The organism is Endozoicomonas sp. ALB115 (assembly GCF_049310245.1).
Taxonomy (GTDB): domain Bacteria; phylum Pseudomonadota; class Gammaproteobacteria; order Pseudomonadales; family Endozoicomonadaceae; genus Endozoicomonas.
Genome location: NZ_JBLYZG010000070.1, coordinates 1 through 23,636, shown reverse-complemented (window position 1 = coordinate 23,636; position 23,636 = coordinate 1). Strand labels below are relative to the sequence as shown.

The following is a 23,636-nucleotide window of genomic DNA, read 5'->3' as shown; positions in this document are numbered from 1 at the left end:
TTAACTGGCATCAATGCTCTAACATCTGATCGACTGGGCAACAAAATTTTAGAATTTCTTCACTTCAACCCTTAAACGCAACATAGCTGTCCGTTAAGCTGGCAATGGAGTTGCGCATGGCGTCGCTGGGCCATATCAGCCTGGATGGATCAAAGTTCAAAGCCAGCAGCTCAAAGCATAAGGCAATGAGCTACGGCAGGCTCAAAAGCAGAGAAGCTGAACTCAGTGCCGAAATTGATGAACTGATTAAAAAAGCCAGCCTGTCCGACCAACAGGAAGACGACACTTACAAAGAGGCCAATGGTTACAGCATTCCCGAGGACTTACAGTTCAAACAGGAGCGCCTGAAAAAGATAAAAGCGGCAAAAGAAGCACTGGAAAAACGGGAAAAAGCTCTGAATCCTGATGAGCCGATTGACGACAAAAAGCAGATCAGTTTTGCCGACCATGATGCGCGAATCATGAGCAAAAAAGGGTATTGCGAATACAGTTACAATGCCCAGATCAGCGTAGACGGGGATCATCAGATTATCATTGGTCAGCACATTAGCCAGCAAGCTAATGATATCCAGGAAGTGGAGCCTGCATTGAATGTCCTGTCCGAAACAACTGGTGGCGCGACGGTGGATAAAATGAGCATGGACAATGGTTATTTTTCCGGACCCAATCTGCATGCGCTGGAACAGCGAAACATCGATAGCTATATCGCAACGGATAGAGGTGAAAAACCAGCGGAAGAAGCACTTGAAAACTCGGATCGGAAATTTGTCAAAGCTGATTTTGCCTATGATGCTGAAGCCGATGTGTTTGTTTGTCCGGCCAATGAGAGGCTGATCGCGAACCCCTTGAGCAAAGCTAAAAGAAAGAGCTACCGAGCCAGCAAAGAGGTGTGCAGAGAGTGTCCATATCGTTCGAGATGCAGTGGTTCAAAAAAAGAGCCTGGCCGGGTTATTCGCACCGACCGGTTTGAATCTGCACGGCAGGCTATGAATAAGAAAATGGAAAGCACCGAAGCCAAATCAGTTTACGAACGTCGTAAAGTTATTGCAGAGCCACCGTTTGGGCAGATCAAAAATTCGGGATTTCGAGTATTCAGCCTTCGCGGAAAAGAGAAAGTGGCAGCAGAGTTTTCACTGGTTTGCACAGCGCATAACATCAAAAAATTTGTGAAGGCGACAACGACAGGATTAATCCGTCTTGACGATGTAAAAAAGGTTAAAGAAGCAGCATAAAGGCTTTAACAAGCCTAAAAACTGCTTAAAGTAGCTAATTAAGCTAAAATTTCGACTATTTTTTAAACGATTTAAGTTTTTGTCGCTCTGCTGGTTGCTTTCCTGCTTAGTTCTCGGTCAGGCTCCTAGCGTTGCCAGACGAATGACCGATACCAGATCATTAAGGGCTTTGCGGTCGAGGAGGAGCTTCTCCGAATCAACGTACAGGGAAACTCCGGTCTGGACAATTTCCCGAACGAGGCTATATGTATCGTCGAAGCCTTTCCGGCTGAGTCGGTCGGTATGTTCCAGAAAGATTACATCACCGGCTTTGATTTCACCTGTATTGATAGCGTGGAGCAATGCCTCAAGCCCTGACCGTTTTTTATTCCTGTAACCGGAAACACCAAGATCAGAAAATGTTTGGTCGGAGAAGGTAAGCCCTTCCTGTTGAGCGTATGCACGGGCGGCAGTTTGACGGCGAACTGTATCACCATCAATCTGGGAAAGCATGGAGCACCTTTGATAACTATAGAGGCGCGGCACGACCTTCGCTCGCCCTGTCTGGGCAGGTTGTGTCATAGTTGCCGTTTACCTATTAATGATTGTGGTTGGTCTGGTCAGACAGATCGCCAGAGAGGATAGCAAAAGGTTATGCTGATAACTTCTAACGTGACCATGCAGTTCGGTGACAAGCCCCTGTTTGAGGATATATCCGTCAAGTTTGGCGAAGGTAACCGTTATGGACTCATTGGTGCCAACGGTTGTGGTAAATCGACGTTCATGAAAATTCTGGGTCGAGAGCTGGAGCCAACATCCGGCACTGTCAGTAAAGACCCCCATGAACGTATGGCAAAACTGAGTCAGGATCAGTTTGCCTATGAAAACTACACGGTGATCGATACGGTGATTATGGGTCATGCCGAGCTGTGGAAAGTAAAAGCCGAACGGGATGCTATTTACGCCAAAGCTGAAATGACCGAAGAAGAAGGTATGCGGGTTGCTGACCTTGAAGTTCAGTTTGGTGAGATGGATGGCTACTCCGCAGAAGCCCGTGCGGGAGAACTGCTGCTGGGGCTGGGTATTCCCATTGAACAGCATTACGGACCGATGAGTGCCGTTGCGCCGGGCTGGAAGCTGCGTGTGCTGCTGGCTCAGGTGCTGTTTGCCGACCCTGAAATTATGCTGCTGGACGAACCCACCAACAACCTGGATATTAATGCGATCCGCTGGCTGGAAGAGATCCTGAAGCAGCGTGACTGCACCATGATCATCATCTCTCACGACCGTCACTTCCTGAACAGTGTCTGTACCCACATGGCGGACCTGGATTACGGCAAGCTGCAGTTGATGCCCGGTAATTACGATGAGTATATGACCGCAGCCACTGCGGCCCGGGAGCGCCTGCAGGCCGATAATGCCCGCAAAAAAGCCCAGATTGCCGAGTTACAGTCCTTTGTCAGCCGCTTCTCTGCCAACGCGTCCAAAGCACGACAGGCGACTTCCAGGGCCAAACAGATCGATAAGATTCAACTGACAGAAATCAAACCTTCCAGCCGCCAGAATCCGTTTATCCGCTTTGAGCAGGAGAAGAAGCTGTTCCGTAATGCGCTGGTGGTGGAAAAGCTCAGCCAGGGCTATGAAGAAGATCTGTTCAGCAAAGTCAACCTGATGGTTGAAGTGGGTGAGCGTATCGCCATCATTGGCCAGAACGGTGTCGGTAAAACCACCCTGCTGCATACCCTGGCAGGCAAGATGGCACCGCGTACCGGTGTTATCCAGTGGTCCGAAAATGCCAATATCGGTTACTACGCCCAGAATCACAGTGCTGACTTTGATATGGATATGAACCTGTTCGACTGGATGAGCCAGTGGATGAATGAAGGCGACGATGAACAGGTGATTCGTGGCGTGCTGGGCCGGATGCTGTTCTCCCAGAGCGACCTGAAAAAATCCGTACGGGTTATTTCCGGTGGCGAGCAGGGTCGTATGCTGTTTGGCAAGCTGAGCCAGCAACGCCCCAATATTCTGCTGATGGATGAGCCAACCAACCACATGGATATGGAGTCCATCGAGTCACTGAACCTGGCGCTGGAAAACTACAAAGGCACCCTGATTTTTGTCTCCCATGACCGTCAGTTCGTCTCATCGCTGGCTACCCGGATTATCGAAATCAAGGATACCGGTATTGTCGACTTCCACGGCTCTTATGATGATTACCTGCGCAGTCAGGGAATTGAATAATTAAATAATTCCGACATTTGATGCGCACTCTCCGCTCACCCTGAGCGCCCTTCGGCTCCGCTCAGGATGCACGGACGAAGTGTGCTTGCTGCGATCTATGTCAGCGCCGATATCCACCAACAATTCGTAGCGTTTTTTTGTTCAACATGACAAGCCTCCGGGATGTCGGTTCTGGCACACAGGATAGCTTAAAAAAAACACTTGCCAGCGGATCGATGACCCGCGCATGGCCGATACGTCATGGGCCAGCGAGTAAAGAAACACCCTCAATGGATAAAACCGTGAACAGCTGGCTTAAACCGAGAAAGGCTCTTCCGACACAAACACCATTGGCTCCCCGGTTAAAGGGTGAGTAAAGCCCAGTCTTGTGGCATGCAGGTTCAGGCGTTGACTGGCCTGCCGGGCAGCTGGGTGGGCATAGAACTCACAGCCCAGAATGGGGTGGCCAAGTTCAGCCAGGTGAACTCTTAACTGATGGGAGCGACCGGTCACCGGTTTAAGCAATACCCGGTCAAATGCCGGTCTCTGATTGTCAATCACTTGAAAGTGGGTCAGTGATGGTTTGCCCAGTTCATGGTCAACCATCTGTTTCGGGCGGTTTGGCCAGTCACAGCGCAGAGGCAGTTCTATTTTTCCTTCCGGCTGCGCAAGTTTTCCCCACACATCGGCAATATATTCCTTGGCTACGGTACGGTCCTGAAACTGACGGCTTAAGGTACGATGGCTGTCGGCATCCAGTCCGAAGACCATCAGGCCGGAGGTGGACATATCCAGCCGATGGACGACACGGGTTTGCGGGTTGATGGTCTGCAGCCGTGACAGTGCGCTGTCGTTATGATTGGGTGGCTTGCCGGGAACACTGAGCAGACCTGCCGGTTTATTCACCACAACAATGCACTCATCGCGGTAAAGCTCCGACAGTGGCTCGTTGCAGCAGGGGACAATAAAAGTATCATTCATGGGCCGATTATCGGGATAAAGTCGGAGTAAGTCATCTGGGGATAATGCGGATGGTGCTCTGAACGCTCATGCTCCTGCAGGCACTGGAAGCGGTGAAAGTTGTTCACTTTGAAGGTTGCGGATAACGGTTATCCCTGGCCTGCTGAACGGCTTTCTCCATATCCGATGAAGGCACCGGTGAGGATGCTTTTTCTTTATGCCATTTATGTTGGAACTTGCGACTCAACCCTTTGGCGTCTTTTCGGGGAACCAGCATCAAGTCGACCCGGCGGTTTAATCCTGAATCCGGACTCAGCCCAGGAATAGGCCGGTTAGCTCCCATCGCTGCCAATAACAGTATCTGATCTTCCGGTACTCCGGTAAAAACAATCACTTCCCTGACCGTTTCGGCCCGTTGTCCGGCAAGCTCCCAGTTTACCCGGTTGGGTTCTGTCGAATTTTTAAGGTCAGAACCAATCACGCCATCGGAGTGCCCGGTAATAATGATTTTGAAGGGCAGTTTTGCCAAAACCTGGGCCAGGGCGATTAGAAAATCTTCATAAAATGGCACCAGCTGCTTGCTTCCCGGTGGAAACATGGGGCCGACTTTATCCTGAACCAGTGTCATACGAATCATCCTGGGCCAGGTCTGCAGCTCAATGTCTTTTGCCTCGATGGCACGTTCTTTCGGCAGTTTGGATAATCCGAGCACAATGGCAGCGATGCCCTCGGCACTGGCAGTGTTATGACCGGCAAGCTCTATACCCGTCATGCCGGAGGGCTTTGGCCGTATCTGCACTTGTATTCCCGGTAATATCGAGCGCTCTCCCTGCATCTCCACCGGCGAGTTACTGCTAACACGGTTGAGAAGACCCGGATTGGAAAAATAGGTGGCAATGGCTTCCTTTTGCACGGGTGTAGTCGCGGCCACCAGCCAGAGCACCAGGAACAGGGCCATCATGGCCATGGCAAAATCGGCAAAAGCCACTTTCCAGCTGCCGCCATGGTGCCCATTGCCGTTGGCAGTGCGCCCCCGACGGACCACAATCGGCTGATTGCTATCTGGAGCCCTGGCCATTAATGGCTAGCCCTCAGGGATTGCAGCATATCCTCCAATTCCGGGAATGTAGGGCGTAACTCTTTATAAAGCAGCCGCCGCCCTGAATCCACGGCGGTAATCGGTGCCAGCCCTGAGTGGCTGGCAAGCAACGTCATTTTGACACATTCAAACGCCAGCATTTCACTCTGCTCAGTACTTTCCAGCGCTGCGGCCAGGGGGCCAAAAATACCGTAGCACAGCAATATACCCAAAAAGGTACCCACCAGTGCTGCTGCTACCTTGACCCCGATCAGCTCTACCGGCCCATCCATCGCACCCATAGTCACCACGATGCCCATCACCGCAGCCACAATACCAAAGCCGGGGCAGGCATCAGCAATAGTGTTCAGTGCTTTTGCCGGTCGTTTCAGATCCTCTTCCAGGGTTTCTATCTCGCTTTCCATCAAACCTTCAAAGGCATGTCCGGGCATACTGCCCATACCGGTAATCCGTAAATTATCGGTGATAAAACAGAGCAGTCGTGGATGGGATATGATGCGCTGGTAGCTCTGAAACAGCTCACTGCTTTCCGGTGTTTCAATATCGTCTTCAATGGCGTTCATGCCCTTTCGATGCCGGGTTTCTATCAGGCGGAACAGCAGGGCCAGCAAATCCATAAAGAAGGCTTTGTCGAACTCTTTATTTCTGATCAGCACGTATTTCAGATGAGTGAGGGTCATTCTCTGGACAGTGGCCGGGTTGGAAATCACAAAAGCACCGATCGCGGCACCGAGGATGATAAGAATCTCAGGGGGTTGCCACAGTGCCAGCAGCTTGCCGCCGGCCATGACAAACCCGCCAAAAACACTCAGAAACAGGATGGCAAAGCCAGCGACTCTCAGTAGCATGCAAAACTCGGTACGTTGTTAATATTAAAGATAAAACCTTGCCACGGAGACACGGAGAACAGAAAAAATCTTTTCCTCTGTGCCTCCGTGTCTCCGTGGCAAAAAAGAGGAAGTTATTCCGGGACAATTCGTTGTGTAATTACTGAATCACCATATTAATGATGAAGACATCCTCTACCCCCTTAGTCAGTGATAGCCCCGTCCTGTGACGAACCGTAGTCAGAAGCTGTTTCCGCAATTCCTCGCGATTTTCCGGAATCATCACATCCTCGAATGTCCAGGATGACAGCTGGTCAAGCATGGCATTGAGAATGACCGGTCGATTCATTTCCATTTGTTCAAGGCATTTGCTTTTTCGGGTCATGATAGAAACGGATAACTGCATATAATGGAGTTCATAGGTTTCATCATTAGCCAGATTGACGATCATATCTTTAAACGACAGATATTGCGCAGGTCTCGGTGCAGCCGCAGTGGGCACTGGCGATAGTGAGTCGTCATCCTCCCGGAAAAAAAACCAATACGTTGCACCACCTGCAATAGCAAGCATGACAACCCCCGCCAGAATAACAGCGATGAAATTAACCCTGCCAAGCTGCACTGCTGGCCACTGAGCATAGGCACTGCTCTTTATGGTACGGTCATCGTCGTTAGTCTTCATATTCTCTTCGTGTTCATAAGCACTGCTAAACAATGGCTAAATATGCAGATCAATAAGTGCCACACCAGCGTACCGCGATAACGCAATGGGTGACCGATACGCTTGTGAGGTTTGGGGTGCTAAAGCCAAAAGATCTACGTCTGTGCCAGAAAAATATGACATTCCTGCCAACTCTTCGGCCAACGGATACTGCCTTCCCCGGTCTGACCCGGAATGATCAGGAGTGGTTAATGAGAGTGCTATTTTCAGTCCAGGCTCCGTTGCTGAAGAACCACCGGGCTCTTTATTGACTGAATTATTGACTGAATTACCGGGAATGTGCATCTGCTGAATGCTGTCGCTGACCAGCTGGTGCAGTGTAGAGGAACAGCTTTCAAGGGTTGGCAGAGACTGCTGGCTGGCTTGCAGATTCACGGTGACCTCGCTGTTATGGCGAGTCATCACCACCTGCACCGCACCCAGTCCGGGAAGCTCGGCAACGGCCCGGGCATAACGATCCCCGCCAAGCATCAAACAGTTTTGCACCGGGGCTGTTACCGTCAATCCCTTGGGTTGAATTGCGGACGATTGATTTTCAAGCAATGACTGGCGGACGCTGGCAGGTTCTAACCCTTTTAGCGGTGTATCTGATACATCAGCTATTGCTGGCTGTGTCGTTGTCTGATTTTCCTGATCGGCGGGCGGCTCCAGGGTTGGCTCTGGGGCTAAGGCCTCCTGATTCGACAGTGTTCGCTTTTGTGTGGCTACCATAGAAAGCTGTGCAGACTGACGCAGTGAGCCAATCTCCATGGTTTGCTGAACGTCAGGTAACACAGCCTGGCCGGAAGCCTCTTCTCCCGGATGGTCAGGCTTAACTGGCCTCATCTCTACCGAGTCTGGCCTCCGGGCCAGCTGATCAGACGACAAGTGTTGTAAATTTAACGTCAATTCGGGGTGAGGGTGAACCGCTGGAACTTTTGCATCTGTGTTCGTGGCCCACTCAACTGCCTGTATGTCTTCCCCGAAATCCGTTGTGTTGGTGTAGATAGTCGATGGTAAATCAGAATGTAAAGACGGATTCGAAGCCCCCTCAGGATTTATCGGTCCCAGAGGTTCGATCATCTGCTGCAGAATTGCCTGAAACTCATCTTCCTCCGGCAGTCCGTTCTGCACCAACCCGTTCTGTACAGACAGCTGCCCGGTTATCGCCTCCCGGGAATACGAGGCTGGAAGGAATTGTCCCTGAATAACTTCTTGCCACGGAGACACGGAGGCACGGAGAACAGAAAAAATCTTTTCCTCCGTGCCTCCGTGTCTCCGTGGCAAAGTTCTTTCCTGGCTGGATAGCAGCGGAAATGTGGAAGTTATTTCAGGAGTGTTCCGAAGTGCGTCGATCACACGGTCAGTCTCTGTGCCAACTGTCTCAATATTCATAAAAGATGGCTCTCTGTTTACGATAAACAGGCGGGCTCTTTCATCGCCCTGTTCATCCCATGATATGGACAGGGGAACCGAACTTTCTGCTTATGGCTGTTAATAACTTCGACATTTCAGTAAGCGCTGCCCGCTTCCCGCCACCCGCTGCCCGAAAAAGACAGGCTCCAGTCTTAACAAGTCTCAGTCATCTGCCCCTTGCTGTATGGCCAACTCATCCCAGGCACCTTTAACGGTATCGATCATAGACCAGGCGGTATTCAGGGAGGCAGTATCATTATCAGCGATCACGGATGTCAGGCATGCAAGGCAGTGGTCATATAATTCAAGCAGCCGGGCGGTAAGTTCATTGGCCGACGGCGGCTGACCTTGCTGATTGTCAACCATGGCAAGGGCCTGGTTTCTTAAAACCATCAAAATAGAGAGGGCGTGATGAATCCGCTCTCCGCGGGCGGCACTGTCACCACTGTTGATATGGCCGTGGCAGCGGTCCAGGTCGTCCAGGAATAATTGGTACAGCAGGGCGGTCTGCTGGAAAATACTCTCTTTTCGGGCCAGGTGCCCGTACTGATGACGGGTGTATTCAGTGGCTGGAGACTTCATAATCGCCCCTTATTGTCGTTGGTGAAAGTCAGGTCAAGCAGGTCAAATAGTTTCAACATAGGCCAGGTTCCGGTTCATGCGCTGTACCGTTTGCTCCATATTTAAAAACTGCTGATTGGTGCGCTGATGAAGCAATTGTCGTCTCATATCCAGTGCATACTGGTCTGACGCCAGCCGTTGCAAATCCCGTGACAGATAACTGATCCTCGATATTAAAGGGCCACTGCCCGATAACAGCGTGTCCATTTTCTGCGCCAGTGCCAGCACCGGCTTTTCCCGGTCCGACAGAAACTGCAGGACCGGGTAGGGCATGGCATTCAGCTGGTGGCGAAACCAGGCTTCATCCAGAGACCATAAACCGTTGCGCTCAGTACTGACCCCAAGATCCAGTAAACTGGTGATCTGCTCTGAGCTGCTTAACCCGGTATCTGCAGACGTGGCGTTAACCAGTTTACGCAACTGACTGCTGATTCCCCTCAGGGAGGCGGGGGTGCCTGCATCGATCTGGAGGCCCTGGTTGTCCCTGGGGTCACTGGCTTGCAGCAGGTTATTGCAGTGATTGACAAATTCCGACATTGCGCTGACCAGTGCTTCAACATCCTGACTGACCTCAATATATAACTGCCGGTCAGGGTCCGCCTGTTTCAGGGTCAGGCTCAGCCCGTTAATGGCCGGCTGGTTAACATTGCCGGGCAGAGAAAGGGTTACGCCGTTGATACTGACCAGTGCGTCAGCCGGAGCCACCTGTTCAGACATAATATCCGCCAGGTAGGCACCGGTTCCGGTGCCACTGAGCGTCATACGAAGATCAGCCCCTTTTTCTGCCCCGGTCAGCAGCAGCTGTTGCCCCGCCTTGCCGTTAATGACCGTTGCCCGGACTTTCCCCTGAGTACTCAGCTGAATGGATCTGGCGATGGTGGCCAGGGTACTGTTGGCAACAATATTAACCGTCCAGTGCCCACCATTAAGGGCGAGATCCAGCGTACCGGCGTCTTTAAAGGCGGTATCTCTGGCAAACGGCGGGCTGGTCATAATTTGCGGTGAGGCCAGCTGATGGACCGACAGCTGATAACTGCCGGGATCAGGACGCCCCCTGACGCTGACGCCAACCCGGTCGGACTCACTGGAAACCGCAACCCAGCGGCCAAGACCGTGGCCATTGCCATTCACATGGTGACTGTTGAGGCTGGCTTCCTGAACCAGCGCCCGGGCGGAGTGCTGCAGGTTGCTGACCGCCTGATAGACCGACACCATCAGATCCTGCTCCCGGGAAAGCTGATTTTCCCGCCGTTTCAGGGCATTTTCCGAGGGTGCCATGTCGGCATTGACCACAGCATCCACCACAGTCCCCAGATCAAAACTGCCCGGCAGTGGCGCAACCGTATTCATTCAATGATTCACTGTAACAGAGCCAGGACTTCCTGCTGCATGGTGTTGGCCCGGTTCAGGCCGGACATACTGGCTTGTTTCAGCACCTGATCCCGGGTCAATTTGGACATCTCGCTGGCATAGTCGGTATCTTTAATCCGGCTTCGGGAGCCCATCATATTCTCCCGAACGTTCTGAAGGTTGTATATGGTGTGCTGGAAGCGGTTTTGAATGGCACCCAGGGTGCCCCGGTTGGAATCCACGTCGGCTATTGCGTGATCAAGGATTTTGATGGCTTGCTGTGCACCAGCATAAGTGGTGATATCGATGGAATCTACCGGCATACTACCAGCCAGCGGTGTCTTTGTGGCAGTGGCGAGCCCAGTCCCTAAATTACCATCGCTTTGCATGGTATAGGTGGCGTTTTTATCCGAGCCGACCCACTTAATATCACCCACGACTTTCAACGCTCCTGACGTAATTGACTTTGCTGTCCCAGTCGTACCACCTGCATAATCGAGTGGCTGGGCTGTGGCATTGAAGACAAGCGTTTTCTTTCCGGATGAACTATGGTCTGCATCTGCAGCAGTTGCCTCCAGTTTCATATTCTGACCAGTGGAATCAACCAACGTTATTTTACGGTTGCCGCTCGACGCAATCGTTACATCATACGGTGAAGAATCCAGCTTTCCCTTCAGTTCTTGTAAGGCGGCTTGAAAAGTAGTAGAAGCACTCGTCGATGCGTAAGGAGTGTCATTCACGTTCAGGGTAATGGTATCGCCACTTTCCCAGTCAGTAGCTGTCAACACCACTTCTGCCCCTGTCTTTGCCTGTCCACTTAAATCGGATACCGCGCTTGTTACCTTTCGGGCAATGGATTGGGCGGTATCCGTGGTTAATATGGGTATATTGCTTTCATTGCCATCAACCCCGACCGTCAGGCTCTGTGCTGCAATGGCGGTTGTCCCCGGCAGACCCATGCCAGAAAATGTAAGCGTTGCCCCCTTCATGATACCAATGTCTTTACCGCTGACACTCTTGACATTGACGGTAATAATCTCATTGGCGTAGGCACCCACCTGAATGTTCTTGTCAACAAACGAACCATCCAGCAACTTCTGTCCGGCAAAGGTGGTGGACTCGGCAATCCGGTTCAGTTCCGCCCCCAGCTGTTTCAGCTCCCCGTTCAGGGCAATCCGGTCATCGCTGCTGTTGCTGTCACTGGCGGACTGTACTGCCAGGTCCCGCATCCGCTGGAGCAGAGACGCGGTTTCCGTCATGGCCCCTTCCGCCGTCTGGGCAATAGAGATGCCGTCATTGGCATTACGCACCGCCATACTCAGGCCATTAATCTGTGAACTCATCCGGTTACTGATCTGCATCCCGGCGGCATCGTCAGCGGCACTGTTGATGCGATAACCGGTCGAGAGCCTTTGCATCGCTGTATCAAGACCGTTCTGGGCCCGCTCCAGACTGATCTGGGCTTGCATTGATGGAATATTGGTGTTGATACTGATGGCCATAACAGCCTCCTAGAGATAATCAAATAACGACAGGTTCGCTACTTCAGAAAGCCCTTTAAGAGCGGCTTCATACTGTACTTTCTGCTGATTCAGATGGCTGATGGCACTGACATAATCCAGATCACCCAGCTGACCCGCCTGTTCCTGAAAGTACAATCTGGCCTCGTGAAGGTCACTGCGAATACCGTCCAGTGCTTTCATTCGGGTTCCCAGGGCGGCATGAATGCTGCCAGCCTGATTCTGTGCCTGATCAAGCTGTACCAGGTAACCGGCAAGCAGCGTTGACAGGCTGGCGGGTGGAGCCTGAAGTGTCTGCGCTATCTGACCGAGCATAAGGATTACATTAAAACCTGATCCACCGTCGTTCACAGTAAAGCACAAAGAGTCAGCACTGTCCGTAGACGACATTGTTATATCGGAAGCGACTGTTATTTGCCGGATGTCGTTATTTTTATTAAAAGTAAACGACTCACTACCATCACTGGCGGTTGCAACAGTCACCGGCGGTGTACTGGTCCGGGAGCCGGAAAACAGGTAATAACCTTCGGCATCACGGCTGTTTAACAGCCCGATAATGGCGTTTCGCCACTGCACAACCTGCTGCCCGAGGGTGGCCAGGTCCACCGCTGCCAGCCCGGGGTTGTTGGCCTGCAGCACCAGCGCCCGGATATCCTGCAGGTAGCCGGTATAACTCTGCAGCAGGGTATCTTCCAGTTGCAGCTGGGAGGTCAGGGCAGTAATGGAATCCAGGTAATGGTTCGTCTGGCTGATCTCCCGGTGCACACTCTGCAGGTGCGTCCAGCTGCCCGGTGCCCTGGCTGGTTGGGTTATCTGTTTGCCCGTGGCCACCTGGTTCCAGCCTTCCAGCTGGTGCTGACTGATGTTCTGCAGATCCTGTAAAACCATGGCCTGCTGTTGTGCTGTACTTATCCGCATCGATCTCACCGACAAACTGCCAGCAATTCATCAATAATCATCTGACTGGTTCGTAACAGGCGTGCATTGGCCTGGTAGAACTGCTGGAATCGCAGCAGGTTAGCCGCTTCTTCATCCAGATTAATACCACTGAGCCCCTCCCTCTCGGCAACCGCAGCCTGACATAAACTCTGACTGGTTTTCTGTTGTCGTACAGCGGAAGCCGTCTGGTTGGCAACAGACGACTGAAGCAAAATATTAGCTTCCAGTACATCAGGAGAGCTCGCAGAATCACCGTTTAAACAGCCAAGCAGAGCCAGCAGATTCCGGTTGTCGCCGGGGCCTGAGCCTTGTGCGGCAAACGCCAGCTGCTCAGGGGCGTTAAGGACAATGTTGAGTTGTGTAGCTTCATGGCGCCAGGGCGTCAGCAGGAACTGATCATTGATAGCTGGTGTTCCTGTCAGTTGAATGGTAAGGCCATCAATGGTAAAAGGCGTCGCTGCCGTCAGGCTGCCACTGAATGATTGCCCGTCCGACAGTCTGGTTACACGACATTGATCAGAAGCCGTAAATACCAGCTGGTATTCCGATGGCACCAGCCGGGAAATATCGCCGATTGCAACGGTCAATGCCTCCGTCCCCGCAACCGTTGCCGACAGGACCCGCTGCTGCATGGCCGATGTCGAGTTGATATCCTGAAACAGTGGCTTACCTTTATCACCGGCCAGATCAACACCCAGCTCCAGCTGAGAGTTCACTTCCGAGGCCAGCACCAGCGCCATCCGCCCCAGCTGATTGATGACGGGCATCAGCCCATCCCGATGGAGCTTTTGCAGCCCTGCCAACCGGCCCTGCTGCGGTGTGACCGGAACAGCGACGCCTGGGATATTGACCATCACATCGGGGTTCATTGGGTCAGCAGCGTCCGGGTTGATACTGAGGTCAAAATACTGCGTGCCAATGATCAGGGGAATCGCCCCCTGGCTGGATGGAATCACCAGGTTAACGGCATTATTGCTGTTGCGATAAACCTCCACCGATACCTGTTCAGACAGCTGATTAATCAGATTGTCCCGCTGGTCCAGCAGGTCCGCACAGTTGCCATCGCTGATTTTATGATTGGAGCTATTGCCTTCGATGATCTGTTTATTAAGATCAGCAATGGCCGCGCCCAGCCGATTGGCCTCGGTGATCACATTGCTGATCTGGCTGGTCCGTTGTTGCGAGATGACCTGCAGCTGCTGACCCAGGGTATGAAAACGGTCCACCAGTTGTCCGGCACTGCCCAGCCATTGCTGGCGCAAGGGTAGAGACTCCGGGCGCGTTTCCAGCCGTTGCAGGTTACCGATAAAGCCATTGAGCACCTGGGTTAACCCGGTGTCTTCCCGGCCAAGCAACTGATCAAGCTGCACCATGGGTATGGCAAAGCTGTCTGCCATTGACTGGCTGGCACTGGCGCGAAACACCTGGTCATTAAGATAGTCGTTCGATACCCGCATCAGATAAAGTACCCTGACGCCACCCAGTTGATTCTGCAAACCGCCCCAGTGGCTCTGTTGGGTAATCAACACGGGCTTTCGTCGGCTAAACCCGGGGGTTGCGGCATTGGCAATGTTATGGCCGGTATTATTTAACAAAATATCCGCAGCGTTCACCCCGCTAAGCCCGATATGGTTCACCGCCATGGCTGGTCACCGGACAGTTTTTCCGCCAGCCCCTCTGCCAGACACTGTGCCAGCAACGCTCCGGCAAGTTCATTCTGAAACAGCGATGCCGTGCCGTTGTGCTCTTTGCCGGAAAACAATCCTGAGGTTTTCTGCAGATGACGGGTCACTTCCCCCAGCAACACCCGCATAAAGTCGTTGGATGATGCTTCGCAATCACGATTGCTGCCGGTGACCGGCCTGCTGGCCCCCGCATCAAGGGGGAGGGCAGGGTGGGTGGGGTGGAATAGAGGCGTGATAACCATGGCAAATCTCCGATTGGGAATTGTCCCGAAATAATTTCGACATTTTGAACTCGATCTCCGTTCATCCTGAGCTTGTCGAAGGGTGACAGGCACAATACATGAGGCCGGAGTTCACGCCCTTCGACAGGCTCAGGACGAACGTGGTTTTGAAACTCAGAAATGTACAAATTATTCCGGGGCAATTCCTCACATAATAACCAGCTCACCCTCCATGGCCCCGGCTTCCTGAATAGCCTGGAGAATTGAGATCAGTTCATTGGGCGTCAGTCCGGCACTGTTCACCACATTAACAATATCGGACAGGCTGGTGGTGGCAGGGACAATAAACATGCCACCGGTTTTTTGTATGATGTCGACGGTGCTTTGCTCCTCGATTTGTGTGGTCCCAAGGGAAAATGGGTTGGGCTGTATCACGCTGGGACGCTCCATGACTTTCACGGTGGTGGAACCATTGCTCACGGCTACCGGGCGAATGCGGACATCGGCACCAATAACGATGGTTCCGGTACGGGAATTGATCACGACGCGGGCCGGGGTGACGCCCTGGGGAACATCCAGAGTCTCCAGCATGGACAGAAACGTCACCCGGTTATTCCGTCCCTCGGGTACCGTGACTTCAATCTGGCTGCCATCCACTCCCCGGGCAATATGACTGCCAAAGTGATCATTGATAGCCTTGACCAGTAAACGGCTTTGGCTGTAATTCTGCTCCCTGAGATTTAATCGTACGACACCAGGCGTTACTTCCGGAGGAATGATCGACTGTTCAATGGTCGCACCTCCCGGAATGCGTCCGACCGTCGTTGTATTGATACTGATCTGGGTGCCGGTAGCGCCCTGGGCAGACACTCCGCCAACAATCACTGAACCCTGGGCCAGGGCGTAGACCTGGCCATCAATACCCCGTAATGGTGACGCCAGAAGCACACCGCCACGGAGACTTTTGGCGTCACCAATCGAGGAAACCATCACATCAAGCGTGGTTCCCGGGCGGGCAAAGGTGGGCAGGTTGGCACTGATACTGACGGCAGCAACATTCTTCATCCGCGGATCACTCCCCGGGGGTAACTGAATACCAAACTGGCGCAGCATGTTGACCATGGACTGACTGGTAAAAACGGTTTGACGGGTCTGGTCGCCAGTACCCTGCAAACCAACCACCAGGCCATAGCCGATCAGCTGGTTTTTGCGCACACCTTCTATATCAACCAGATCCACCAAACGTAAGGCCTGGCAGGGTGGCGGAAAAACAACAGTCGCCGCCAGTAACAGCCCGGCCAGAAGGCTGTCCGACAGTAGCGCCCGAATAAAACCGATTTTTTCAGCTCCATTTACAACTCCAGCGGCCGCCACCGCCGCAGGGCAGGCTATTACCGGGCCGTCCCCTGATCTCAAAATGGAAACCAGCTGCTGTTCAGAATACGGGTGAGCCAGCCCTGGGTGTTGGCCTGGGCCAGGTCGCCCCGGCCGGTATAACTGATTTTTGCATGGGCCAAACGCAGCGAGGAGACCTTGTTGTCCTGGGTAACGTCTTCAGGGCGCACCACACCACTGACAAAGATGACTTCATCACCCTGATTCAGCCGGACCATTTTGCTGCCCTTAACCAACAGCGCCCCACTGGGCAGCACTTTTTGCACGACCACGGTCACCGAGCCGGTTAAATGGTTTTGCTGAGAGGTCGATCCTTTGCCGCCAAAGTTCCGTTTGCTGCTGAGTTGTGTGTCCAGTCTCGAGTATTTGTTCCCGAATACCGTGGGGGGCGCTATGGTGGCACTGGCATTTTTGTCCAGGCTGGTATTGGCCTTTTTACTGGAGAAGGTCTTTTCCTGCAGCATCACGGTCAGAATATCGCCGGGGCGATAGGCTTTCAGATCATCAAACAGGCGCATACTGGTGGCATATGTATAAAGACTGCCCGGTGCCGGTGCCGGAGGGGGCTCCGGGGCACGGGTAAGCACGGGTTCAGTGTCTTCATCGTCGGCATTATTCAGGGGCTGGTTGTGTGGCAATACCACCTGACAGCCCGGCAACCCGATCACCAGCACAGCGATCAGCCAAATAAACATCGATGTAACTGTTTTGCCCATAGGGTGCATCCGGTTTGAATTGTTCCTAACTGCTTTTCACCAGATATTCCTGGGAATTACTGGCCACATCGATGGCCCTGGCCTGCATTTCATAAGCCCGCTGAATCATGATCAGATTGACCAGCTCTTCCACCACATCCACATTGGAGGCCTCAAGGGAAAACTGCCGGATTTCACCAAGACCATTGGTGCCGGGAACGCCTTCCACAGGGGAACCGCTGGCAGCGGTTTCCAGATAGAAGTTATCGCCGATGGACTGCAGCCCCATGGGATTGATGAAATTAACCAGAGAGATCTGCCCCAGAACCTGAGCTTCCGGGCTGCCGGGCATGGCAACGGATACCGTGCCATCCTGACCAATGGTGATGTTCCGGGCTTCCATCGGGATGGTGATCACCGGCTCTATCGGCTGGCCGGTGGCCATCACGATTTCACCTTCGGCATTGAGCTGCAACTGTCCGTTACGGGTATAAGCCATCTCTCCGGAAGGTAACTGAACCTGCACAAAGCCATCGCCGACAATAGCCAGATCCAGCGCATTACCGGTATTCTGGACATTGCCATTAGTAAATATTTTCTGGGTGGCGGTGATTCTGGCACCCGTACCCACCTGCAGGCCGCTGGGCAGTTCATCCCCACTGTTGGCCATTGCTCCGGCCTGTTTCAGGGTGGTATAAAACTGATCCGCAGCCACCACCCGTTCTTTTTTATAGCCATAGGTGCTGATATTACTGAGGTTCTGGGAAGCAGCCATCATTCTGGCATCCTGCAGGGTCAGGCCGCCCTGGTTTATCCACAGACTATTCATAGTGGCGCTCTCATTAACGACGGGACAGGTTCAGCAATTCATTGCCTCGCCCTGCCATCTGATCAAAGGCTGATAACATACGAACATGGAGATCCATGGTTTTTCCGGTTTCCACCACATTCAGGTACTCCGCCATCAGGTCAACATTGCTCTCTTCAAGCGCCCCGCTAACCATCTTGACCCGTGGATCAGGGACTGGCGCACTGCCATCCACCAGCCTGAACAGGCCATCCGGGCTCCGAATCAGGTTGGCCACGGGGGGATTGGCAAAGCGGATACGCCCCACCTCTTCAACGTCCTGACTACCGGCAGGAATGACACTGACAGAACCCTCACTGCCAATGGTCAGCTGACTGAATGCAGGAATGGTCAACGGCCCCGTCTGTCCCATGACGCGGGCACCATTGCCGGTCAACACCTCACCCGTTGCGGTCAGACTGAGCAAACCGTTTCGGGTCAGCCCTGCCTTGCCGCTGGCATCTTGCACCACTAACCATCCGGCACCGTCGATGGCGACATCCAGCTGGCGCCCTGTGGGTCTCAGAGAGCCGCTGGTAAAATTGGTGGCAGCCTGAAGGGAAAATGCGGGAGCCCGTTGTTGGACCATCGCCGTCTGTGTCTGTGCCAGTTTTTGGGCAAATACCAAGTCGCCCCGGTAACCGGGCACCGACTGACCGGATAAATTACCCGCAAACACGGACAGGCTTTGCCAGATGCGTTCGGCACTGGCGGTAGTCATCTGCATTCCGGAAAACATGGCCAGGTGCCCGTCAGGTCAGATTGATCAGCGTTTGTGACAGGAGATCTTCTGCCTGGAATGCCTTGGCGCTTACCTGGAAGTTGCGCTGGGCGAGAATGACATCCGACAACCCGCTGGCCAGATCCACATTGGACTGTTCAACAAACCCCGCCCTGATAAGGCCCGCGCCATTAAGGCCCGATGGACTAAAGAGCGGAGTGCCGGATACCATAGACGACATCCATGTATTATTCCCATTAACCACTAACCCGTTATCATTGGGAAAGGTAGCCAGTGCCACCTGACCAAGCAGGTATTGCTCACCATTGCTGTAGCTACCCTGCAGAAAACCGTTTTCGGCAAAACTGACCTGGTTAAGGCTGCCCGCCATTTGCCCGTCAACCACCTGGGGACGAAATGCCGAATCGATTGCGAACTGGGTGATGCCGGAAAAGTCCATGGCCAGGGGCTGGAGAACGGCACCTGAGGGCAGCTCCGGTGGTGTCAGTGAAAACTGCGCATCGGCGGGTGTCGTCAACAGGCCTGAGCTGTTGAATGTCAGGTTTTCTGTCTGTTTGAGGGACTGCCCATCCACCTGAAATTCAAGCAGCCACTGACTGGTCTCGGTTTTGGTGAAATAGCTACCCAGCGTATGTTGTTCGCCAAGGCTATCGAAAATATTCAATGCTCCGTACCAGCTGAATGTCCTTGGGTCTGACGGGTTAAGGGCAACCGTCGTACGATTAATCACCGGTTCACTGGCATTGAGGTTAATGATAGCTGATGCTTTAGTGGTTGCTTTGCCTGGCCGGTCAGCCTGACTGACCTGCAAGTCAACCAGTTTTGAGGTATCAACCGCACCCTGATTGTTGACACCAAAGCCCCGGAGGCGATAACCACTGGGGTTCACCAGATAATGCTCCTTATCCTGATTAAACAGGCCTGCCCGGCTGAAGAGCTGCTCACCACTATTACCAAGAACAAAAAAGCCCTTACCATCAATACCCAGATCAAAGGCATTACCCGATTGCGTCAGCTGTCCCTGGGAAAACGCCTGTTGGGTTCCCAGCAGCGTGACCCCGGACATATCCACCGATGTGGTTCCTGCCTGGGCATAGACATCACCAAGAATCGCCCGAAACGACTTATAACCATTCGTTTCCGAATTGGTCAGGTTCTGGCTGGCTATATCCAGCTGACTTCGGGCAGCATTCATGCCCGTGATACTGATTGACATAGACGCTTACCTCTCCGATTAGACAACAACCGTCAAGCTTATGGCCGGGTCACGGAATGAATGCTGGACAGTGCCACTGGCTCCATTGCCTCAAGCCTGATCTGCGGTGCCTGATCAGAGCTGTTGAAAACAATACTGTTTGCTTTACTGACCAGTTGCACAGGAACTATGCCCGGCTCACTGTTATCGTGACCATCTATGGTGCTTTTCAGCCAATACTGACCATGGGGCAGCGAGCCAAACAGTTGCTCCAGATTTCTCTTTATCGGAGCGCCTGGTGACTCATTACGACGCCCCTGGTAATGGGCTTCTTTTACCTGTACGCCATTGTGGTCGGTGAGCAAAAAATGCAACACCTGCCCTGCACCGGGGGAAGGAAAGGACAGGGATAATTTAGCCCCATCGCCATTGAATGAAAATTGCCCGGCATCAATAGCGACCTCCTGACCCAGCAGTGCCGTAGCGCTGGACAGTTGGGCCGTTGCAAACTGATTGCTCAACCGGCTGATACCGGCGTGGATATCTCTTAACTCTGATACGGAAGTCATGGCCGCCAGCTGATTCAGCAGATCACCGCTTTCCATCGGTTCAAGCGGGTTCTGGTGCTTAAGTTGAGTAATCAACAACGTCATAAAGTTTTTACTCAAGGCACTGGAACTGTCGGAGGAAGACGACGATGCGCTACCATTCGGAGTGGAGGCTAGTTCATGTTGAATGGATGAAATCATAGTGATACCCACATGTCATATCGATTTCGACGGCAGGGGACTGTCTCGAAATAGCCTTCCTTCTTTTAACGCAAATCCCACCAGACCAGGCACTGTTATACATACACAGCACATCTCTCACGGTTCCTCGGCTGTTCATATCCCTCCGGACTCCCTCGCAGAGCGTGGGGGGGCTGTATGGGTATAAGTGCTTTATCTGCACTAGTACACGGTTTCAATGTAATTGATGGGTTCCCTCTATCAATGGCACCCAAACTCCGTTCGTCCTGAGCGGAGTCGAAGGACCCATAGGGCCTAAAGGCGTAAACTCCATGCCCTGAATAAAGACTGTGCCAATCACCCTTCGACTCCGCTCAGGGTGAACGGAGATTGTGCACATCAAGCTCATTGAAATGACGTACTAGCTATGAACACCGATCAGCTCCAGTGCCTGGCCCTGCATTTGACGGGCGCTGGTGAACACCGAGACAGCCGCATCAAAAGACCGGGCTGCCGAAATCATGGTTGCCATTTCTTCAATCGTGCTGATATTCGGGTAAAACACTTCACCGTTAGCATTAGCCAGAGGATGGCCCGGTTGATAGCGCACCTGGGGAGGTGACTTATCTTTGATAATACCCGCTACTTCAACGGTAAACGCCGGAATATTCTCTCTGGCAGCGGAGCCAGCATCTACGGTTCTGGCCTGAAGTAACGCTCGCCCCGGCCGCATCACCTCAGCAGCAGACGCTGCTGCAACCTCATTGTAAGAGAGCGCCTCGGCCACCAGTGTCATACGGGTCGCCTGGGCGACCATGGCGTAACCAGACATAGCCTGAACCAACTGCAGACTCATGGGGTACTCACTTCATCGAATTAACAATTTATGACGTCTATTCTCGGTCAGCCTTCCAGTAGTACATGGTTTCAATGGGTTTGATGTGTACAATCTCCGTTCACCCTGAGCGCCCTTCGACCCCGCTCAGGATGCACGGACGAAGGGTGCTTGGCACAATCTATCAGAGTCCGGAGTTTCCGCCTTTAGGCCCTATGGGTCCTTCGACAGGCTCAGGACGAACGGATTACGGAGGCACGTCAACCCGTCAAACTCATTGAAACCATACACTAGCGACCGCTGATCACCTTATCAAGCATGCTCAGACGCTCCCGGATTAACGATATGCTGATATTGTACCCGGCCATCGACTGTGCAAGTTTTGCCTGCTCCAGTGCCAGAGATACATCGTTACCATTTTCCGAGGCAATACCGCCTGAATTTTTAAAGGCAATGGATAACTCAACATCCGCCAGTTGATTTGGGGTGATATGCCGTTTGTCTGAGACCGACAAATCCTGAGATAAACCATAAGCCAAATGGTAAAAGTTCAGGTTAGCTTCAAGTGCCCGGTATTGTGGTGTTTCAATATTAAAAATATTGCCTGACTGGATGGCAATCTGAGAGCTTCTGAGCTGTGCAACTCTTGGGTGTATACCCATGGCCGACTCAAATGAAATCAACATACAGGCTATCTATTCGTCTATATTAAGTCGTGTGTAAAGAGTAGTACGTTGTCGTAAAAAATGTATTTATTTGTCACATATTTTATTCTCGTCAGGGAGCTATCAATCAGTCGTCGTTTTGTTTTTTCCCTGTGTCTGTGCTTACTCAATATTCCCAATATTGCAAACGCCCATACAGTGTCATGTACGGATACCAGCCCGCAGTCAGATCAATCAGATAAGAGCACTGATCAAAGGGTTCAGGGGGTGGTCATCAGTCAACTCTGTGAGCATTCGCGCTTATTGGCTAAACGCTTTAACGGCCGTAATCCCCGGGTGGTTTTGTTGCATAAAGAACGCTGGCAGCAATTGCCAGACTGTCCGGAAACACCGGATATCCGCTTCTCTGCCATGGCTCAGAACGGTAAACTGCCATTATTGATCAGCTGTCCTGATCATCTCGGCACCTTCCCGGAACACCGCTGGAAACAACGGCTGGCGGTCAGAGTGGATTTTGACGTATCGGTATTGCTTGCCGACAGGGATCTTAACCGGGGCGAGGCGTTGTCGGGGCCAGCATTGTCGGGGCCAGGACAGCCGAGGCTGAAAACATCAAAAGTCCGTTTGAGTTCCCTGAAACCGAATGTATTTCAGGATAATCCTTCCGGATACATCGCTACCCGAAAGATTAGCGCCGGCACTGTGATTACCACCGATATGGTAAAAAGGGCCACTGCTATCCGTCGGGGGCAGCATTTAACCATTGTTGTTCAATCAGAAAATATCGAATTAACTACCACCGGTGTCGCCATGGAAAGCGGCCATGTCGGCGATATTATCCTGGTTCAGAAAGAAAATGGCAGACCGTTCAAATGCCGGGTGATCAATGAAGGTGAGGTACGCCCGGTTGAAGGGGAGAGGCGGTCATAATGTCCAATGATGAGTCTCAAGACGATGGGGGCCAAAAAGAGAGTTCGCAACCTTATCAGTTACTGCAAAATCTGGAGAGGCTGTTGAGCCTTCAGGCCCGGGAAATAACCCGAAAAAATATTGAGTCAGTGGTGCACTTATCAGGGCAATGTGCTGATATTTGCCAGCAGTTAGAACCCATCTTATTAGCATCACGTCAGGATAAAATAACAAGTGACAGTCCTCAGGTGCTTGAAACAGAGCGATTGATCCGGTCGTGCCGGGCACTGCAACAGAGTAATAGCCATCAACTGGCGAGACTGGCCGATTATTGCAATGCATTTATAGAGTTGCTCCGTGGGCCGCCCTTATCCTACGGTAAAAATGCGACTGTCAGATATCAGTCCAGTCGTAATACTTTGTGCAAATTGTAAAATAAAAAAGAATACCAAAAGATTTTAAAGCCACAACAATCAAATATTTCGTTCTTTTGCTGATAAAAGTGTATTCAGAGGTCTCTGGCGATTTCACCATTTGGCTCGAACAGGGTTTAAATTGACATAGGCCATAAGCAGAGCCGCTTCGTTGAGCAGCGCCTGGCTTTTGTAACGTCCTTCCCGGAACGTAACCGCCAAAATAACCCACGTCCTACCCCGCTGAGATTTGATCGTGGATCATAAAGCCTCTGATTACATGGAGGCTCCGATGACCACCCCAGAAACCACTAAAGAACAATGGCTGCAACGGATCGAAGCCTGGCACGACTCCGGGCTTAGCCAAAAAGCCTGGTGCCGACAAAACGGCGTCAGAACATCACAGCCTGGTTATTGGAAAAAGAAGCTGTGTGAAGGCA

General features: G+C 52.3%; 25 protein-coding genes. 5 read left to right on the top strand and 20 right to left on the bottom strand.

The window, feature by feature from the left end; genetic code table 11:
* The first annotated feature begins 104 nt into the window (after positions 1-104).
* Entirely contained in the window at positions 105-1,232 is a 1,128-nt protein-coding gene (locus tag ACO6VE_RS21040; protein WP_422463262.1) for an IS1182 family transposase, read from the top strand.
* Between the two features lie 117 nt (positions 1,233-1,349).
* Here ACO6VE_RS21040 and ACO6VE_RS21035 read toward each other — a convergent pair whose 3' ends face one another.
* Positions 1,350-1,793: a recombinase family protein gene (locus tag ACO6VE_RS21035; RefSeq protein WP_422463260.1), complete on the bottom strand. Its 444-nt coding sequence runs from the start codon at positions 1,791-1,793 to the stop codon at positions 1,350-1,352.
* Between the two features lie 72 nt (positions 1,794-1,865).
* Between ACO6VE_RS21035 and ACO6VE_RS21030 the strand changes: the two genes are divergently transcribed.
* Entirely contained in the window at positions 1,866-3,455 is a 1,590-nt protein-coding gene (locus tag ACO6VE_RS21030; RefSeq protein ID WP_422463258.1) for an ABC-F family ATPase, read from the top strand.
* Between the two features lie 294 nt (positions 3,456-3,749).
* Here the strand turns inward: ACO6VE_RS21030 and ACO6VE_RS21025 are convergent, their stop codons facing one another.
* The 19 genes from ACO6VE_RS21025 to ACO6VE_RS20935 form a co-directional block, all read right to left on the bottom strand.
* Positions 3,750-4,415, bottom strand: a complete 666-nt coding sequence (locus ACO6VE_RS21025) for a pseudouridine synthase (RefSeq protein WP_422463256.1) — start codon at positions 4,413-4,415, stop codon at positions 3,750-3,752.
* A 103-nt stretch (positions 4,416-4,518) separates the two neighbouring features.
* Positions 4,519-5,472: a flagellar motor protein MotB gene (locus ACO6VE_RS21020; RefSeq protein ID WP_422463254.1), complete on the bottom strand. Its 954-nt coding sequence runs from the start codon at positions 5,470-5,472 to the stop codon at positions 4,519-4,521.
* Positions 5,472-6,341, bottom strand: coding sequence for a flagellar motor stator protein MotA (gene motA / locus ACO6VE_RS21015; protein WP_422447179.1), 870 nt, complete (start codon positions 6,339-6,341; stop codon positions 5,472-5,474). The genes ACO6VE_RS21020 and motA overlap by 1 nt, the downstream gene beginning before the upstream one ends.
* 139 nt (positions 6,342-6,480) lie before the next feature.
* The gene (locus ACO6VE_RS21010) at positions 6,481-7,002 is read right to left on the bottom strand and encodes a flagellar basal body-associated FliL family protein (RefSeq protein ID WP_422447177.1); all 522 of its coding nucleotides are present in this window, start codon (positions 7,000-7,002) and stop codon (positions 6,481-6,483) included.
* A 36-nt stretch (positions 7,003-7,038) separates the two neighbouring features.
* Positions 7,039-8,154, bottom strand: a complete 1,116-nt coding sequence (locus tag ACO6VE_RS21005; protein WP_422463252.1) for a hypothetical protein — start codon at positions 8,152-8,154, stop codon at positions 7,039-7,041.
* Between the two features lie 444 nt (positions 8,155-8,598).
* The gene (fliS, locus tag ACO6VE_RS21000; RefSeq protein ID WP_422463250.1) at positions 8,599-9,018 is read right to left on the bottom strand and encodes a flagellar export chaperone FliS; all 420 of its coding nucleotides are present in this window, start codon (positions 9,016-9,018) and stop codon (positions 8,599-8,601) included.
* A gap of 42 nt (positions 9,019-9,060) precedes the next feature.
* Positions 9,061-10,407 (bottom strand): flagellar filament capping protein FliD, encoded by a 1,347-nt coding sequence (fliD, locus tag ACO6VE_RS20995; RefSeq protein ID WP_422463248.1) that lies wholly within the window; start codon positions 10,405-10,407, stop codon positions 9,061-9,063.
* A gap of 8 nt (positions 10,408-10,415) precedes the next feature.
* A complete protein-coding gene (locus tag ACO6VE_RS20990) occupies positions 10,416-11,909 on the bottom strand; it encodes a flagellin (protein ID WP_422463246.1) in 1,494 nt (497 codons plus the stop codon).
* A 9-nt stretch (positions 11,910-11,918) separates the two neighbouring features.
* Positions 11,919-12,845: a hypothetical protein gene (locus tag ACO6VE_RS20985; protein ID WP_422463244.1), complete on the bottom strand. Its 927-nt coding sequence runs from the start codon at positions 12,843-12,845 to the stop codon at positions 11,919-11,921.
* Between the two features lie 5 nt (positions 12,846-12,850).
* The gene (flgK, locus tag ACO6VE_RS20980) at positions 12,851-14,509 is read right to left on the bottom strand and encodes a flagellar hook-associated protein FlgK (RefSeq protein WP_422463242.1); all 1,659 of its coding nucleotides are present in this window, start codon (positions 14,507-14,509) and stop codon (positions 12,851-12,853) included.
* Positions 14,500-14,793 (bottom strand): hypothetical protein, encoded by a 294-nt coding sequence (locus ACO6VE_RS20975; RefSeq protein WP_422447163.1) that lies wholly within the window; start codon positions 14,791-14,793, stop codon positions 14,500-14,502. The genes flgK and ACO6VE_RS20975 overlap by 10 nt, the downstream gene beginning before the upstream one ends.
* A gap of 186 nt (positions 14,794-14,979) precedes the next feature.
* Complete coding sequence (locus ACO6VE_RS20970; protein ID WP_422447161.1) at positions 14,980-16,188, bottom strand: flagellar basal body P-ring protein FlgI; 1,209 nt, start codon at positions 16,186-16,188, stop codon at positions 14,980-14,982.
* A complete protein-coding gene (locus ACO6VE_RS20965; protein WP_422447159.1) occupies positions 16,185-16,883 on the bottom strand; it encodes a flagellar basal body L-ring protein FlgH in 699 nt (232 codons plus the stop codon). The genes ACO6VE_RS20970 and ACO6VE_RS20965 overlap by 4 nt, the downstream gene beginning before the upstream one ends.
* Positions 16,884-16,908: 25 nt before the next feature.
* Complete coding sequence (flgG, locus tag ACO6VE_RS20960) at positions 16,909-17,691, bottom strand: flagellar basal-body rod protein FlgG (RefSeq protein ID WP_422447157.1); 783 nt, start codon at positions 17,689-17,691, stop codon at positions 16,909-16,911.
* Positions 17,692-17,704: 13 nt separating this feature from the next.
* Entirely contained in the window at positions 17,705-18,430 is a 726-nt protein-coding gene (locus ACO6VE_RS20955; protein ID WP_422463240.1) for a flagellar hook-basal body complex protein, read from the bottom strand.
* A gap of 31 nt (positions 18,431-18,461) precedes the next feature.
* Positions 18,462-19,667 (bottom strand): flagellar hook protein FlgE, encoded by a 1,206-nt coding sequence (locus ACO6VE_RS20950; RefSeq protein ID WP_422463239.1) that lies wholly within the window; start codon positions 19,665-19,667, stop codon positions 18,462-18,464.
* Positions 19,668-19,705: 38 nt separating this feature from the next.
* Entirely contained in the window at positions 19,706-20,395 is a 690-nt protein-coding gene (locus tag ACO6VE_RS20945) for a flagellar hook assembly protein FlgD (RefSeq protein WP_422463237.1), read from the bottom strand.
* Between the two features lie 400 nt (positions 20,396-20,795).
* Entirely contained in the window at positions 20,796-21,230 is a 435-nt protein-coding gene (gene flgC / locus ACO6VE_RS20940; protein ID WP_422447149.1) for a flagellar basal body rod protein FlgC, read from the bottom strand.
* A 269-nt stretch (positions 21,231-21,499) separates the two neighbouring features.
* Entirely contained in the window at positions 21,500-21,895 is a 396-nt protein-coding gene (locus ACO6VE_RS20935; RefSeq protein WP_422447147.1) for a flagellar basal body rod protein FlgB, read from the bottom strand.
* 246 nt (positions 21,896-22,141) lie between these two features.
* On the opposite strand from ACO6VE_RS20935, the gene flgA reads away from it, so the two are divergent.
* The 3 genes from flgA to tnpA form a co-directional block, all read left to right on the top strand.
* A complete protein-coding gene (gene flgA / locus ACO6VE_RS20930) occupies positions 22,142-22,804 on the top strand; it encodes a flagellar basal body P-ring formation chaperone FlgA (RefSeq protein ID WP_422447145.1) in 663 nt (220 codons plus the stop codon).
* Complete coding sequence (locus tag ACO6VE_RS20925; protein ID WP_422447960.1) at positions 22,804-23,217, top strand: hypothetical protein; 414 nt, start codon at positions 22,804-22,806, stop codon at positions 23,215-23,217. Before flgA ends, ACO6VE_RS20925 begins: the two co-directional genes overlap by 1 nt.
* Positions 23,218-23,476: 259 nt before the next feature.
* Positions 23,477-23,636 (top strand): IS66 family insertion sequence element accessory protein TnpA (gene tnpA, locus ACO6VE_RS20920; RefSeq protein ID WP_422463264.1); only part of this gene is annotated, 160 nt, incomplete at its 3' end.

Bases quoted from the DNA above. Each gene is read 5' to 3' on its own strand.
- ACO6VE_RS21040 (WP_422463262.1), top strand. From the start codon at position 105: ATGGAGTTGCGCATGGCGTCGCTGGGCCATATCAGCCTGGATGGATCA.
- ACO6VE_RS21035 (WP_422463260.1), bottom strand. From the start codon at position 1,793: ATGACACAACCTGCCCAGACAGGGCGAGCGAAGGTCGTGCCGCGCCTC.
- ACO6VE_RS21030 (WP_422463258.1), top strand. From the start codon at position 1,866: ATGCTGATAACTTCTAACGTGACCATGCAGTTCGGTGACAAGCCCCTG.
- ACO6VE_RS21025 (WP_422463256.1), bottom strand. From the start codon at position 4,415: ATGAATGATACTTTTATTGTCCCCTGCTGCAACGAGCCACTGTCGGAG.
- ACO6VE_RS21020 (WP_422463254.1), bottom strand. From the start codon at position 5,472: ATGGCCAGGGCTCCAGATAGCAATCAGCCGATTGTGGTCCGTCGGGGG.
- motA (WP_422447179.1), bottom strand. From the start codon at position 6,341: ATGCTACTGAGAGTCGCTGGCTTTGCCATCCTGTTTCTGAGTGTTTTT.
- ACO6VE_RS21010 (WP_422447177.1), bottom strand. From the start codon at position 7,002: ATGAAGACTAACGACGATGACCGTACCATAAAGAGCAGTGCCTATGCT.
- fliS (WP_422463250.1), bottom strand. From the start codon at position 9,018: ATGAAGTCTCCAGCCACTGAATACACCCGTCATCAGTACGGGCACCTG.
- fliD (WP_422463248.1), bottom strand. From the start codon at position 10,407: ATGAATACGGTTGCGCCACTGCCGGGCAGTTTTGATCTGGGGACTGTG.
- ACO6VE_RS20990 (WP_422463246.1), bottom strand. From the start codon at position 11,909: ATGGCCATCAGTATCAACACCAATATTCCATCAATGCAAGCCCAGATC.
- ACO6VE_RS20985 (WP_422463244.1), bottom strand. From the start codon at position 12,845: ATGCGGATAAGTACAGCACAACAGCAGGCCATGGTTTTACAGGATCTG.
- flgK (WP_422463242.1), bottom strand. From the start codon at position 14,509: ATGGCGGTGAACCATATCGGGCTTAGCGGGGTGAACGCTGCGGATATT.
- ACO6VE_RS20975 (WP_422447163.1), bottom strand. From the start codon at position 14,793: ATGGTTATCACGCCTCTATTCCACCCCACCCACCCTGCCCTCCCCCTT.
- ACO6VE_RS20965 (WP_422447159.1), bottom strand. From the start codon at position 16,883: ATGGGCAAAACAGTTACATCGATGTTTATTTGGCTGATCGCTGTGCTG.
- flgG (WP_422447157.1), bottom strand. From the start codon at position 17,691: ATGAATAGTCTGTGGATAAACCAGGGCGGCCTGACCCTGCAGGATGCC.
- ACO6VE_RS20955 (WP_422463240.1), bottom strand. From the start codon at position 18,430: ATGACTACCGCCAGTGCCGAACGCATCTGGCAAAGCCTGTCCGTGTTT.
- ACO6VE_RS20950 (WP_422463239.1), bottom strand. From the start codon at position 19,667: ATGTCAATCAGTATCACGGGCATGAATGCTGCCCGAAGTCAGCTGGAT.
- ACO6VE_RS20945 (WP_422463237.1), bottom strand. From the start codon at position 20,395: ATGATTTCATCCATTCAACATGAACTAGCCTCCACTCCGAATGGTAGC.
- flgC (WP_422447149.1), bottom strand. From the start codon at position 21,230: ATGAGTCTGCAGTTGGTTCAGGCTATGTCTGGTTACGCCATGGTCGCC.
- ACO6VE_RS20935 (WP_422447147.1), bottom strand. From the start codon at position 21,895: ATGTTGATTTCATTTGAGTCGGCCATGGGTATACACCCAAGAGTTGCA.
- ACO6VE_RS20925 (WP_422447960.1), top strand. From the start codon at position 22,804: ATGTCCAATGATGAGTCTCAAGACGATGGGGGCCAAAAAGAGAGTTCG.